This window comes from Streptomyces scopuliridis RB72 (assembly GCF_000718095.1).
GTDB lineage: Bacteria > Actinomycetota > Actinomycetes > Streptomycetales > Streptomycetaceae > Streptomyces > Streptomyces scopuliridis.
On the sequence record NZ_JOEI01000017.1, the window covers coordinates 1 to 14,583 of the forward strand.

Annotated in this window: 10 protein-coding genes; 7 read left to right on the plus strand and 3 right to left on the minus strand. The window is 70.3% G+C overall.

Going from position 1 to position 14,583, the window contains the following annotated elements:
- Nucleotides 1-376: 376 nt before the first annotated feature.
- Nucleotides 377-1,081 (minus strand): copper homeostasis protein CutC, encoded by a 705-nt coding sequence (locus IF11_RS0121585; RefSeq protein WP_030353316.1) that lies wholly within the window; start codon nucleotides 1,079-1,081, stop codon nucleotides 377-379.
- Between the two features lie 222 nt (nucleotides 1,082-1,303).
- Between IF11_RS0121585 and IF11_RS0121590 the strand changes: the two genes are divergently transcribed.
- From IF11_RS0121590 to IF11_RS0121615, 5 genes are all read left to right on the plus strand, one after another.
- Entirely contained in the window at nucleotides 1,304-3,592 is a 2,289-nt protein-coding gene (locus tag IF11_RS0121590) for a heavy metal translocating P-type ATPase (protein WP_030353317.1), read from the plus strand.
- 68 nt (nucleotides 3,593-3,660) lie between these two features.
- The gene (locus IF11_RS0121595) at nucleotides 3,661-4,329 is read left to right on the plus strand and encodes an HD domain-containing protein (RefSeq protein ID WP_030353318.1); all 669 of its coding nucleotides are present in this window, start codon (nucleotides 3,661-3,663) and stop codon (nucleotides 4,327-4,329) included.
- Nucleotides 4,330-4,826: 497 nt separating this feature from the next.
- Nucleotides 4,827-5,174 carry a Pepco domain-containing protein gene (locus IF11_RS0121605; RefSeq protein WP_030353319.1) on the plus strand — a complete coding sequence of 116 codons (348 nt, stop codon included), beginning with the start codon at nucleotides 4,827-4,829 and terminating at the stop codon, nucleotides 5,172-5,174.
- 19 nt (nucleotides 5,175-5,193) lie between these two features.
- Entirely contained in the window at nucleotides 5,194-9,927 is a 4,734-nt protein-coding gene (locus IF11_RS0121610) for a wHTH domain-containing protein (RefSeq protein WP_030353320.1), read from the plus strand.
- 130 nt (nucleotides 9,928-10,057) lie between these two features.
- On the plus strand, nucleotides 10,058-10,984 hold the full coding sequence (locus IF11_RS0121615) for a trypsin-like serine peptidase (RefSeq protein WP_030353321.1): 927 nt from the start codon (nucleotides 10,058-10,060) through the stop codon (nucleotides 10,982-10,984).
- Between the two features lie 30 nt (nucleotides 10,985-11,014).
- Here the strand turns inward: IF11_RS0121615 and IF11_RS0121620 are convergent, their stop codons facing one another.
- Together IF11_RS0121620 and IF11_RS0121625 are read right to left on the minus strand one after the other, a co-directional pair.
- The gene (locus tag IF11_RS0121620) at nucleotides 11,015-11,734 is read right to left on the minus strand and encodes an ABC transporter permease (RefSeq protein ID WP_030353322.1); all 720 of its coding nucleotides are present in this window, start codon (nucleotides 11,732-11,734) and stop codon (nucleotides 11,015-11,017) included.
- Between the two features lie 64 nt (nucleotides 11,735-11,798).
- Nucleotides 11,799-12,683: an ABC transporter ATP-binding protein gene (locus tag IF11_RS0121625; RefSeq protein WP_030353323.1), complete on the minus strand. Its 885-nt coding sequence runs from the start codon at nucleotides 12,681-12,683 to the stop codon at nucleotides 11,799-11,801.
- A 166-nt stretch (nucleotides 12,684-12,849) separates the two neighbouring features.
- Between IF11_RS0121625 and IF11_RS0121630 the strand changes: the two genes are divergently transcribed.
- Both IF11_RS0121630 and IF11_RS0121635 read left to right on the plus strand, forming a co-directional pair.
- Nucleotides 12,850-13,980, plus strand: coding sequence for a sensor histidine kinase (locus IF11_RS0121630; RefSeq protein WP_030353324.1), 1,131 nt, complete (start codon nucleotides 12,850-12,852; stop codon nucleotides 13,978-13,980).
- Nucleotides 13,977-14,579 (plus strand): response regulator transcription factor, encoded by a 603-nt coding sequence (locus tag IF11_RS0121635; protein WP_030353325.1) that lies wholly within the window; start codon nucleotides 13,977-13,979, stop codon nucleotides 14,577-14,579. The genes IF11_RS0121630 and IF11_RS0121635 overlap by 4 nt, the downstream gene beginning before the upstream one ends.
- Nucleotides 14,580-14,583: the final 4 nt, after the last annotated feature.

Sequence of the window (14,583 nt, forward strand, 5' to 3'; positions counted from 1 at the left end):
ACACTAAAGCGTGATTTGTGGCGCACGAACGCCCGAACCCATCGTCAGGCCAGCTGCGCGCCGTAAATCATGCCGTCCCGGGCGCGAGCCCCGGAGCGCACCCCGGCAACAACCCGCACACAACCACCGGCCCCAGGCCACAGACGACCGCACCACGACCCCCCGCCGGAGGCGAACCGCGCCACCCGGCAACAACCCGCACCCGACCACCAGCCCGAGCCACAGACGACCGCACCACGCCCCCCGCCGGAGGCGAACCGCGCCGCCCGGCAACAACCCGCAGACGCACCACCGGCCCCAGGCCACAGACGACCGCACCACGCCCCCCGCCGGAGGCGCACCGCACCCCGGACCCGCGGCCCCAAGCCGAAACCCGCTACGCGTCAATAACCGCCCGCCACCCCCGCACCGCATCCGCCGACACCGACCCCGCCCACCCCCCCGGCCTCGCCGCCCCCCCGATGTGGAACGCGTCCACCCCCGCCGCCAGCAGCGCCCCCAAGTGCTCCAGCCGCAGCCCGCCGCCCACCATCAGCCGCGCCCCGTACCCCGGCTCCCCCCGCGCCCCGGCCGCCGCCTCCGCCAGCAGCGTCGGCAGCCCGTCGTCCACGCCCGCCGCCGAGCCCGCCGTGAGGTACGTGTCCAGGCCCGGCAGATCCGCCAGCTGCTTGCGGAGCGCGTCGCGGTCGGCCGCGCGGTCGATCGCCCGGTGGAAGGTCCACCGGCAGCCGTCCAGCTCCGCGATCAGGCGTTCCACCGTCACCAGGTCCGGCGTCCCGTCCGCGTCGAGGAAGCCGAGGACGAACTCGTCCGCCCCCTCGGCCCGCAGCCCCCGCGCCACCTCGACCAGGGCGTCCGCGCCTCTCGGCTCGCCCGCCGCGAATCCGTCGGCCAGCCGCAGCATCACCCTCAGCGGGATGTCGACGGCGGCCCGGATCTTCGCGAAGGTCTCGCGGGGCGGGGTCAGCCCGTCCGCCGCCATGTCGGTGACGAGTTCAAGGCGGTCCGCGCCTCCGTTCCGGGCGGCGACCGCGTCCTCCGCGTCGAGAGCGATCACCTCCAGGAGTGCACGCTTGCTCATGGGACCTCATTCATAGGTATGCCGGCGGGTCAAGGACATGACTGGACGGGACCGAATATAGGTCTAGTCCAATATCCAAGCCTACGGGCCCCTCCCGCCCGCGCGCATCAGCGCATCCACGGGCAACCCTTGCATCAGATACCCCATGGGGGTATACCTAGGGGAGTTAGATACCCCTAGGGGGTAAGATACGTATCGGTCGAGGAGAAGGAGCCGTCACCCATGAGCCCCACACGGACCGCCACCGGCACAGCCGGCACCGGCACAGCCGCCGAAGTCGAGCTCATGATCGGCGGTATGACCTGCGCCTCCTGCGCGGCGCGCATCGAGAAGAAGCTGAACCGGATGGACGGCGTCGAGGCCACCGTCAACTACGCCACCGAGAAGGCGAAGGTCAGCTACCGGGGTGAGGACGTCGCGGTCGAGGACCTGATCGCCACCGTCGAAGCCACCGGCTACACCGCCACCCCGCCCGCACCCGCGCCCCTCCAGACGGACACCGACACCCCGGAAACACCGGACCCGGCCGACGCCGAGCTCCGGCCCCTGCGGCAGCGGCTCACCACCGCCGTCATCCTGTCCGTGCCGGTGATCGCGATGGCGATGATCCCCGCCCTCCAGTTCGACTACTGGCAGTGGCTCTCCCTCACCCTGGCCGCCCCCGTCGTCACCTACGCCGCCTGGCCCTTCCACCGCGCCGCCTGGACCAACGCCCGCCACGGCGCGGCCACCATGGACACCCTCATCTCGGTGGGCACCTCGGCCGCGTTCCTGTGGTCCCTGTGGGCCCTGTTCTTCGGTACGGCCGGCATGCCCGGCATGACGCACCCCTTCGAGCTGACCATCGCGCGTACCGACGGCGCCGGGAACATCTACCTCGAAGCCGCCGCCGGCGTCACCGCCTTCATCCTCGCCGGCCGCTACTTCGAAGCCCGCTCCAAGCGCAAAGCCGGCGCCGCCCTGCGCGCCCTGCTCGAACTCGGCGCCAAGGAAGTCACCGTCCTGCGCGACGGCGGTGAAGTGACCGTCCCCACCGCGCAGCTCCAGACCGGCGATCGCTTCCTGGTCCGCCCCGGCGAGAAGATCGCCACCGACGGCACGGTCGTCGAAGGCTCCTCCGCCATCGACGCGTCGATGCTCACCGGCGAGTCCGTCCCCGTGGAGGTCACCGCCGGGGACCCGGTCACCGGTGCCACCCTGAACGCCGGCGGCCGCCTCGTCGTCGAAGCCACCCGCGTCGGCGCCGACACCCAGCTCGCCCGTATGGCCCGCATGGTCGAAGACGCCCAGAACGGCAAGGCCGCCGCCCAGCGCCTCGCCGACAAGATCTCCGCCGTCTTCGTCCCCGTCGTCATCGCGCTGGCGCTGGCCACCCTCGGCTTCTGGCTCGGCAACGGCGCCGGACTCACCGCCGCCTTCACCGCGGCCGTCGCCGTCCTGATCATCGCCTGCCCCTGCGCCCTCGGCCTGGCCACCCCCACCGCCCTCATGGTGGGCACCGGCCGCGGCGCCCAGCTCGGCATCCTCATCAAGGGCCCCGAAGTCCTCGAATCCACCCGCCGCGCCGACACCATCGTCCTCGACAAGACCGGCACCGTCACCACCGGCCGTATGACCCTCCTCACCACCCACACCGCCAACGGCGCGGACCAGAGCGAGGTGCTACGTCTGGCGGGCGCGCTGGAGCATGCTTCCGAACACCCCATCGCCCAGGCCGTCGCCACCGGTGCGGCCGAGCAGGTCGGTACGCTCCCGACGCCCGAGGACTTCGCCAACATCCCCGGCCTCGGCGTCCAGGGCATCGTCGAGGGCCACGCCGTCCTCGTCGGCCGCACAAAGCTTCTCGCCGAGTGGGAGATCCACCTCCCCGAGGACCTGGAGCGCGCGAAGGCAGCGGCCGAGGCCGCCGGACGCACCGCCATCGCCGTCGCCTGGGACGGCCAGGCACGCGCCGTCCTCGAAGTCGCCGACGCCGTAAAGGACACCAGCCCAGAAGCCATCCGCCGGCTGCGCGCCCTCGGCCTCACGCCCCTCCTCCTCACCGGCGACAACAAGGCCGTCGCCGACGCCGTCGCCAAGGAAGTCGGCATCGACCCCGAGCACGTCATCGCCGATGTCATGCCCGAGGACAAGGTCGACGTCGTCAAGAAGCTCCAGGCCGAAGGCCGGTCGGTCGCCATGGTCGGGGACGGTGTCAACGACGCCGCCGCCCTCGCCCAGGCCGACCTCGGACTCGCCATGGGCACCGGCACCGACGCCGCCATCGAAGCCGGCGACCTCACCCTCGTCCGCGGCGACCTGCGCGCCGCCGCCGACGCCATCCGGCTCGCCCGCCGCACCCTCACCACCATCCGCGTCAACCTCTTCTGGGCCTTCGCCTACAACGTCGCCGCACTCCCCCTCGCCGCCGCCGGACTCCTCAACCCCATGATCGCCGGCGCCGCCATGGCCTTCTCCTCCGTCTTCGTCGTCGGCAACAGCCTCCGGCTCCGCGGATTCAAGGCCGTGTAATCGCGCGACGACCGCACCCGCCGGGCCCCGGGATCCTCCGTTCCGGGGCCCGGCTCTATCGTCGTCCCATGCCCGCACCCGATCTGCGCAGCCGGTTCGCGACCACGCTTCTCGCGCTCCGGGAGGGCGCCGAGGAAGCCGTGGGGGCCGAGGGCCCCGACCCGTACGCGTACGCCGACCGCCTCCTCGCCCGCTGGTCCGAGCCTCAGCGCCGGTACCACACCACGGATCATCTGCTCGCCGTCCTGGACCACATCGACACGCTCGCGGAGTACGCCGACGACCCCGACGCCGTACGTCTCGCCGCCTGGTTCCATGACGCCGTCTACCGCCCCGACCGCTCCGAGAACGAGGAGCGCTCCGCCCGCCTCGCCGAACGCGCCCTCCCCGAGGCCGGGTTGAGCGAGGACCATACGCGCGAGGTCGCCCGGCTCGTCCGCCTCACCACCACCCACGCCGCGGCGCCCGGCGACCGCAACGGCGCCGTCCTGTGCGACGCCGACCTCGCCATCCTCGCCACGGGACCGGACGCGTACGCGGCCTACACGGCGGCGGTACGGGAGGAGTACGCCTTCGTCCCCGACGACGCCTTCCGCACCGGCCGGGCCGCCGTACTGGAGCAGCTGCTCGCCCTGCCCGCGCTGTTCCGTACCCCCTACGGCGCGCGGGAATGGGAGGCGCGCGCCCGCGCGAACCTGACGGAAGAGCTGCGCGGCCTCAGCCGTCTCACCGGCTGAGAGACGGGGTACCGCCGGAATGTAACGGCCGATACCGGCGTCGGAACCTGTCATGCCCGGCTCCGCCGATTCCCCGCCGCCGAAGCCGCTCCCGTCCCCGCACCTGCCCGCGGACCCGCCCCAGGACCCGTCCCCGGCCCGGACCCCCGCCCCGGCCCGTATGCCGCTCGCCGTCTACATCCTCGGCCTCTCCGTCTTCGCCCTCGGATCCTCTTCGCCTCCCGCGTCATCAGCGCGTTCGCCTGCGCCGGGTTCTGGGCGGTCGGCGCGGCCGTCGCCATGTGGTCGCGGGCTCGCTCCTGGCCAAGTCCTCCGAGTCCGCCGAGTCCGCCAAGGACCGGGCACCCGTACGCCACCAGCCGGACACCGCTTCCGCGCCCGCGGACCGCTGATCGACGACGTCCACACACCCCTGCCGTCTGTTACGTAACACTCCCCACGCCCCCCTCGGCAATCTAGAGTTGAGGCACCATCAGCTTCAGGGGGCGGAGACCGGAATGTCGCAGCAAGCGCCGGACAACACCGAGGGACAGACGCTGCCGTTCTGGGTCGACGTCGTGGAGGAGGAGGGCGAGGACGGCAACGCGATGGGCGGCCTCTTCCGGCACGACGGCGAGGCCGTCCTGCGCTCCGTCCCCCTCGGCCCCCTGCGCAAGAATCTGGCCGATACGGTCGACGCCCTCCAGAAGGTCTTCGAGGAGGTCGCCGACCGGGGCGGCGCGCTCCCGCTCGCCGAGGCCCAGCTCTCCTTCCAGGTCACCGCCACCGGCGGCATCCAGCTCATCGGCAGTGGCCAGGTGCAGGGCACCCGCGGTCTGACTCTGACGTTCAAGCGCCCGTCGTAGCGGCTCCATGCCACGCTCCATGCCACGCCACAAGGCTCTCCTCATCGGAGCCAGCGAGTACGACGACGAGACGATCCGCTCGCTGCCCTTCGTCCGCGACGACCTCCAGCGGCTGGAGGGCGCGCTCTCCGACCGGGGGTTCCGCCCGGTGGAGATCGCCGAGTCCCAGCGCGGCATCACACCGAACGCCGTCAACCGCCACGTCCTGCGCTTCCTGCGCGAGGCCGGCCGCGGCGACACCCTGTTCATCATGCTCAGCGGCCATGGGGTGCACTTCGACGGCCGGGACTATCTCGTCCCGGAGGACGCCTACTACGAGAGCGAGCCCTTCGCCGAGAGCTGCGTCGAGATCGGCTGGCAGAAGGAGCTGGAGGACTCCCCCGCCGGCCAGGTGGTCTTCCTCATCGACGCCTGCCGGGAAGGGTCCGCCCGCCGGACCAAGTCCCCCACCAGGATGCCCGGTTGGGAACGTCCCAAGATCGCCGCGACACTGCGCCGCAAGGTCGCGTACGTATACGCGTGCTCCAAGGCCCAGTACGCGCTGTACGTGGACGAGTCCGAGGCCGTCCTCCCCCAGCACGCCGACGCCGCCGGCACCCAGCCGAAGGACTCGTTCAGCCTCTTCTCCCGCGCCGTCGCGGACGTCGTGTCGCAGGTCCCGCACACCCTGCACATGGGCGAGTTCCTCGATGAGGTGCAGCGCCGGGTGACCGCACTGCACACGGCGTACGGCAAGACGCCCCCCGTCCAGCGGATCAGGGCCGAGACCGACATCCCCTGGCAGGAGTTCACGGTGCTGCCGGGCCCGGCACGGGACGCCGCCGAGCATCCCTGGGTACGCAGCACGGCCACCCACCCCGTATGGGAACGGACCGCCCCGGGCCCCGCCCGCGAGGCGCTCAAGGACGTCTGCGCCACTCTCGCCGCGCGGCTCGCCGAGGGGTACGACACAGCGGCGGCCACGCTGCGGGACGACCCGTGGCACGACGCCGAGCTGGCCAAGCGCGCCCAGGACCGGCTGGGCTTCCTCACCGGCCGGCTGGCCGCCGGTACGGAACTCTCCCCGACCGAAGGCGCGTTGACGGTCCTGCTCCCGCTGATCGGCCAGGCGTTCTGGACGCACGAGGCGGCCCAGCGGGCGGCCGTGGTCACCGCGGGCCCGGCCGATCAGTCCACCCCCGAGCGCGACCGCTTCGGCAAGTTCGCCCAGGGCTTCCCCCGCCTCCAGCGCCGGCTGCGCACCCTGGAGCAGCGCGGCGTTGCGGACGGATCGGCCGAACGCATCCGCTGGTGGCTGTTCCACCGCTGGCTCATCCGGCAGCCCGAGCTGTACGCGTCCCAGACCCTGAAGACACTGCTCGGCCCGCCGCCGGGCGGCCCGGAGTGCCCGGAGTGGGTGACGGACGCCCTGTCCGGCGAGCGCTTCATGCGTTTCCTCCAGGAGCTGCGGGCGGCGCCGTTCGCCGTACCCCGCCACACCGCCGGCCGGACGGGCGAACCGGACCGGTCGGACCGTACCGACCAGCGCGACAGCGACTACGACGTCATCGCCGCCAGTACGAGGGACGAACACGAGGTACGCGAATCCCTCGTCGCGTCCCTCGCCAAGGCCGCCCAGGCGTTCGCCGTGGACCCGGTGGACCTGCCCGAGATCCTCGTGGAGCACATCGGGATCTCCGACAGCGTGAACCTCGGCGATCTGCTGACGACGATCCGCGGCTCCGACTGGCGCACCTCGGGCCTCGGCCGCTCCCTGAACGCGGTCTGCGAGCACCCGGCCGTCCAGATCGCCCTGCGCGAGCACGCCCACCGCGTGGACGGACTGCTCCGCGACATCAACCGGACGTCCGCACTCGCCCCGCTCCGCTCCCTGCCCCCGTACGCCGACGCCGACCGCGTCAGGCTCAGCGGCAACACCCCTACGCATCTGGCCGACGGCATCCGCTTCCAGCTCGCCGAGGACCGGGTGCAGGAGCTGCTGATGGGCGAGGAGCTGTACGGCGAACGCGAGCTGGCGATCCGGGAGTTGTACCAGAACGCCCTGGACGCGGTCCGCTACCGGGACCGCCGTACGGAATACCTGCGCCGGACCGACGGTACGCCGCCGGAGTGGGACGGCCTCATCGAGTTCGTCCAGAAGGCCGACACCCTGGGCCGCCCGTACCTGGAGTGCCGGGACAACGGCGTCGGCATGGGCCTCGACGAGCTGCGCAACGTCTTCTCCCAGGGCGGTGCCCGCTTCGTCGACCTGCCGGAGTACATCGAGGAACAGACAGCCTGGGCCGAGCTGGGCGAGCCGCGCATCGAGCTGCACCCCAACAGCCGTTTCGGCATCGGCGTGCTGAGCTACTTCATGCTGGCGGACGAGATCGAGGTGACGACGTGCCGCATGGGCCGCGACGGCCGCCCCGGCAACAAGTACGTGGTCAAGATCGCGGGCCCGGGAAACCTGTTCCGCGTCGATGACCTGGGGCCGGGCACGGACTCGGGCACGACGGTGCGGCTGCTGCTGACCGACCACAAGGAGCGCGTCTCCTGCGTGGACACGTTGCAGCGGGTGCTGTGGCTGGCTCCGTACCGTACGAGGGCGGAGCACGGCTCGCGACGGCACGAGTGGGAACCGGGGCAGCTCTCGGTCAGCGGTCCCGAACTGTCCTGGATGGACGACTCGGAAATGTTCCTGCGCTCCGGGGCCTGCTACCCGTCGGAGGATCCCGATGTGTGGTGGGTGGACGGTACGGGCCGGTTCCTCGCGGACGGCCTGCTCGCGGCGACCAACACGCTTACCAGCACCAGCACCGGTGAGTCCTACGGCACCGTGGTCAATCTGCGCGAACAGCACCAGCCGGAGCTGAGCGTCGACCGCAAGACGATCCGCTCGAACGACGGAAGCCATGTCAGCGCGCTGCTGAGCGGGGCACTGCCCAGCCTCTTCTCCACCGCGCTGCCGCTCCTGACACCGGACTGGCTGGTGGAGGTCGGCCTCTCCTCGATCCGTTTCGCGGACGAGGTGGCCGAACGGGCCAGGACAAGTGGGGTTTCCTGGCCCGTGGGGGACACCGAACGGCCCTTCGACGCCTTGGGTTTCTTCCGTCCCGATCAGATGCTTCTGCCGCTCGTCTCCGGTCAGTACCCGGCGGCCCCCGAGACGCACGGGATGTCGTACCTGCGCACCATCCCCGCGCCGGTACTCCGGTGGAGACTGCTCACGCTCTACCAGGCGGGCCTGGGGGATGCCCTGACCGATGCGGCGCTGTCCTCACCCGCCCTGCCGTGCGCACGGCCCTCGGACCATTTGCTGCTCGCCGCCGACGGTCTGTACACCACGCTCAACTGGGCCAGGAGATACAAGGAGTGGCTCGCCGGACCGGACAACACGCAGAATTTCGTCAGCGCTTCCCGGTTCGTACTGGACTCGGGCATGTTGAGCGCCTACGAAATGACCAAGTGGCGCGATCCCGAACAGGTGGTCACCCTCGATGACACCTTCCAGCTGGTGCAGCAAGCCGAACTCACCGCCGGGGACGTCGCGGAGCGTCTGACGGCTCTCGGCTATCAAGTTGTCCCCCCGACCGGCAGCGAGGAGGTCGGGCCGGAGGATCTCGCCCTGCTCCGTCCGTTGGGCAGGGCCGACGACAGCTGGCTGGAGCCCGGAAGCGAGCTGTCGGTGGCTCAGCTCTGCTTCAGCGCGGCACTGGCCGAGAGGTCCACGCGCGAGGCGGCCGACCGGCTCCGGGAGCTTGGGTTCACCGTTCCCTCGGAGTATCCGAACTCCGACGCCTGGACCGCGGAGGACCGCGAGGTGCTACAGCGGCTGTGGGCTCTGCACGCGGATCCGGTACCGGCGGACCGGGCCCAGGAGATCACCTATGCCCAGCTGATCAGCGTGGCACGCGCCTCGGGGGCCACCACGCAGGCGGTCGTCGACCTGCTGAGGGACACCGGCTTCTCCGTGCCCTCCTATGACACGCCCGAGCAGACGTTCCACGACGACGAATGGGCCCTGCTCGTCTACAACGACATCCCCCTCAATGTTGACCGCCAAGTCCCGCTGCCTCATGCGGTGGGGGTGGCGCACCGCACCGGGCAGACACTGGAGGAGGTCGCCGTACGGTTGCGCGCGCTCGGCTTCGAGATGCCCGAACTTCCCGCCGACGGGGCGTCGTTGAGCAAACAGGACGTCAACTTCCTCTACGCGCGGTACGAACGGTCGTCCAGCAGGGCATGGCCCGAGCCGGATCGCCCGCTGGGGCTCAGCGCGATCGCGGAGCGAGCCTCCCGTTCCACCCTCTCCATGACCGAAACGGCCGCCAGACTGAGCAGCCTGGGATACCACTGTGCTCCGGATCAGTCGCTGCTCGCCCGGCTCCAGGAACATGATCTCGACGCGCTCCGGTGGACCCTCCCCGACGAGGACGATCAGACCGTGATCTCTCCCACGCAGCTGTACTCGGTGGCCGAGCACCTGGGGCGCCACCCGGAGGAAGTCGCCCAGTCGCTCACGGACTTCGGCTACAACGTCGCCGAGATCCCCGACACCTGGCACCAGGAACGGAAAGCGGAAGCGGATCTGATCGACGCCCTCTCACGCGGAGAAGAACCAATCGTCGATATCCGCTACGAGGTCGAGATCTCGCTTCCCACCCTCGCCACCGTGGCCATGCGCCTGAGGCTGCCCTTCCGTACCGTCGCCCTCAAAGCCACCGCCCTCGGCATGCGCCACGAGGCCGAGACCTGGTTCGCCGCCGGCTGATCCCGTGTGTCACAGATCATCGACAGCCCGAACCGAACACGCGGCTTCCCCTCTCTTGTGAGGCGGACGCAGACCCCCCGTCCGCCGCCCGCGCCAGCGCCCCAGCGCGCCACCCGAGGAGACATCCGCCATGCCCAAGACCTCAACTGCCCTGATCCGGCGCCTTCGTGGCCGGGCCACGGGACTCGTCGTGGCCGGTACTGCCCTCGCCCTCGCCGTCCCGGTCCCGGCGATGGCCGCGACCGCCCGGGCCAGTGCCGCCTCGGCCGACCCGGTCTCCGTCATGACGTACACCGCCAAGGAACGCCGGGAGGCCCTCGCCTACTGGACGACCGCCCGCATCAAGGCCGTCGGGAAGTCCGTGGACCTCGGTCCGACCGGGCCGAAGGCCAAGCCGTACAAGGGCGCCGCGCTGAAGACCGTGGGTCGGCTCTTCTTCGTCAACTCGCGGGGCGCCGACACCTGGTGCACGGCCACCGCCGTGAAGAGCGCCAACCGCTCCGCCGTGATGACCGCCGCCCACTGCGTGCGCATGGGCTCCTCTCCCGGCAACACCAACACCGCGATGGTGTTCGTCCCCGGCTACCACAAGGGCAAGAAGCCGTACGGCGCGTTCGCGGTCCGCTCCGCCGCGACCCCGCGAACCTGGGAGAACGACTCCCTCAACGACATGTCCGCGCTGGTCGTCGACGCCGACAAGAACGGCCGCAAGCTCACCGACGTCGTGGGCGGCCGGCCCATCGCCTTCGACCGCGCCGTCGGCGGCACGGTCACCGCCCTCGGCTACTCCGCCACCCGCCCGCAGCTCGGCGAGGAACTCCTCCGCTGCGTCGGCAGGACGAAGAGGGAGCACGGCACGCAGATGATCCCCTGCGACCTGACCGGCGGGGCCAGCGGCGGCCCGTGGCTGGCCGACTTCGACGCCACCACCGGCAAGGGCAAGGGCGTCCTGGTCTCGGTCAACGCCTCGCTGGACTCGCTGACACCGACCAAGATGTACGGAGAGGTGCTGAGGACCACGGCCAAGAAGGTGTACGACCGGGCCCAGCGCGGCTGACCGAACAGTCATCGGCGCGGTTCCCCCTGGTCAGCGGCGCGGTTCCCAGCGGAAGAGGCGGGAGGCCAGCGCGACGGCGACGACGACCCAGCTCAGTGTGGGCAGCAGCAGAGGCAGGGAGTCCGCCACGGGAACGCCGCCGTTCCAGGCGTTGAGGACCAGTTCGGTGGCCGAGCCGCCGGGGAGCAGCCGCTTGAGCAGGGTGAGCTCCTCGGTGCCGGTGATTCCTACCCAGCTGGTGACGGCGATGACGCCGAGGCTGACGGGCAGCGTGGTCACCTGGGCGTGCTCGGGGGAGTTCGTCAGTCCCGCCGTGGCCAGCGCCAGGCCGAGCATCATGATCAGCGTCGAGAGGACGGCCGCCGCCAGGAGGGGAACATTGCCCGGCCTGCCGGCGACCCCGGCCAGCACGACGAGGATCGCGGTCACCTGGACCAGTGCGACGACGGTGACCGGGAGCATCAGCCCGGAGAGAATGGTGGCATCGCTCGCCGGGGTGGAGCGCAGCCGCTTGAGGAAGAGGTTCTGACGGCGCGAGGCCAGAGTGGTCACCGCGGTGGTGTAGAGCCCGAACGCGCCCACGGTGAACATCACCACGGCCGCGATGTATCCGAGACTGCCCAGGTCGGCGAAGATTTCGTGCTGGTAGATGAAGTACGCGCTGACCGCCACGGGCATGATGAAACTGGTGACCAGAACCAGCCGGTTCCGGAAGATCTGGATCAGCTCGCTAAGAGCGATGGAGAGCATGGGGAAGGTCCTTTTCCTGGGAAGTTCCGGGATGTGTCAGACAGGGCCTCATCGCGGACGGGGCCTAATCGCTGCCGATGGAGCGGAAGACGTCGTCGAGCCGAGTCGGTCCTGCTTGGAGTTCCCGCAGCTCCACCGCGTTGTCGTGCGCCCAGCCGAGCAGGGTGTGGAGGTCCTTCTGGAGGTCGAAGGTCTCGATGAGGACCTTCCCGTCCATCTGGCGCGTGGCCTGGAGCGGTAGCGCCGGTGCGAAGGCCGCGAGGGAGAAGTGGATAGCGGCCGGCAGGGATCGCGTCAGCTCGGCGACGGTCCCTTCCCGGTGGAAGGTGCCCTTGTGCATGAGCCCGATGCGATCGGCGCGCTCCTGGGCCTCTTCCAGATAGTGCGTGGTGAGCACGACGGTGGATCCGTCTTCGCGCATTTTGTCCACGGCGTCCCACACAGCGTCCCGGGACTGGATGTCCAAGCCGGTGGTGGGCTCGTCCAGGAAGATCAGCTCAGGCTGCCCGTACACGGCGGTGGCGAAGTCCAGACGCCGCTTCTCACCGCCGGAGAGCTGGGACACCTGGGTGCCGGCCTTGTGCGTGAGGTCGACGAGGCTGAGTACGCGTTCGACCCTGTCGCTGCGCTGGGAGAGCTTTCCGATCAGCCGGACCGATTCCTTCACCGTCAGGTCCGGGGAGAATCCGCTCTCCTGGAGCATGATGCCCATCCTGGGCCGCACGGCGCGCCGGTCGCGCGGGCTCTGCCCGAAGACCCGCACGGTGCCCGAGGTGGCCGGACGGTGGCCTTCGACGGTCTCCAGGGTCGAGGTCTTGCCGGCCCCGTTCGTGCCGAGCAGCGCGTAGAGCTCCCCCTTCCCCACCTGGAAGGACAGGTCTTTCACGGCGTGGAAGTCGCCGTAGCTGAGGTTCAGACGTTCAACGTCGATGACTGGTGTCGAGGTCATGCATTGATCTCAGCCGTCGTCACGCTCGTCCGGCAGTGGCGTGGTGTCATCACTCCGCCATGACATTCCTTGGGGCGGACGCATGACGCGGTGTCACTGGTGCCACCCACGGAGCCTGGAGAATACTGCGGGACAGACTCTGCTGTTCGATCCCGGAGAGCCGCACATGGAGCACGCCGACACGCCCCAGGGACCGCTGCGCAGATGGAACCGCGTCACGTTCGTCCCGCCGCTGGCCGCCGTAGGGGCGGTGCTGGTGGCGACCGACGCCCGGACCTGGTGGGAGGCCGCCGTCCTGGCCCTGGGCGTGACAGCGGGCCTGCTGGTCGTCGCGCGGTGGTCGGCGGACGACACCTCCCGCGTCGTACTCCCCTGCCTGATCATCACCGCGGCCGTATGGCCGTTCGGAGTGCTGGTGGCCGACAGTCACACGGCGTTCTACGGCCTGACGATCGTGGGCCCCTACCTCATCCCCCGGCTGCCGCGCCACCGAGGCGCGGCAGCCCTGGGGCTCGTCGCGTTCGTCGGCGCGGTGGGCGCGGCGAGGCTGACGCAATCACGGGACGATGTTCCCGGCGTTCTGATCGAGTACGTCCTCATCCCCACGGCTGTCGCGGTGGTGACGATCGGCGCCCAGTTCGCCAACCACAGGTTCTACAAGGTCATGGAGCAAACGCGAGAACGCGAAGCGGAGCTGGCCGTCATCCGGGAACGCATACGGTTCGCCAGTGATCTGCACGATATCCAGGGCCACACACTGCATGTGGTGAAGCTGAAGATCACGCTGGCCGAGAAGCTGCTGCGCAGCGACATCGGGCGCGTGGAGGAGGAGCTACGGGAAGTGCACGCCCTGGTCAGCGACACCATCACCCAGACCAAGGAGCTCGCCTACGCACAGCGGCGACTCAACCTGTCCGTGGAGCTGGAGAACGCGAAGAACCTCTTCGAAGCCGCCGGCATCCGCGTGCGCGTCAACCGCGAGGCCGACGTCGATGAGAGCGTCAACGGGCTGCTCGGCCAGGTCCTCCGCGAGACGACGACCAACATCCTGCGCCACGCGCAGGCCACACGGGTGCGAATCACTCTCTCGGAGTCGGGCATCACCATCGTCAACGACGGCGCGCAGGAGGCTCCCCTTCCGGGGCTCAGGGGGCTGGCCACCCTCAAGGAACGAGTGGGCGACAACGGAGGCGAGCTGACGGTGGAGCAAGAGAACGGGCGCTTCCTCACGGCCGCGGCGTTTCCCCGCCTTCGCCCGGCGACGGTGCCCTCCGCGGCGCGGGAGGACAGCCGATGACCACCGTGGTGCTCGCCGACGACGAAGCTCTGCTCCGTAAGGCGCTGGCGTCGTTGCTGACTCTCGAAGGCGAGATCACCGTGCTCGCCGAAGCGCACGACGGCGAATCAGCCGTCCGGGCCACGCTGCGACACCGGCCCGACGTGCTCGTCATCGACTTGGAGATGCCCGGTCTGGACGGGCTCGGCGCTGTCGCGGAGATCCGCCGTGCGCGGCCGGACCAGGTGATCCTCATGCTGACCCGCCATGCCAGACCCGGGGTGCTCCGCAAGGCCCTGAAACTCGGAGTCCAGGGGTTCGTCAGCAAGTCGGCGGAACCCGCGCACATCACGTCGGTCATCAACACTCTGCACGAGGGCAAGCGCTGGATCGACCCGGACGTCTCCGCGCTCGCCGTCGTCGACGACTGCCCACTCACCGACCGGGAGATCGACGTCCTGCGAGCGACCCGCGACGGGTACTCCGTCGCCGAGATCGCCCCCCGCCTCCACCTGGCGGAAGGCACCGTACGCAACTACCTCTCGCACGCCATGCAGAAGACCCAGACACGGACCCGGCACGAAGCGGCGCGCTTCGCGCGCGAGCACGACTGGCTTTAGGCCG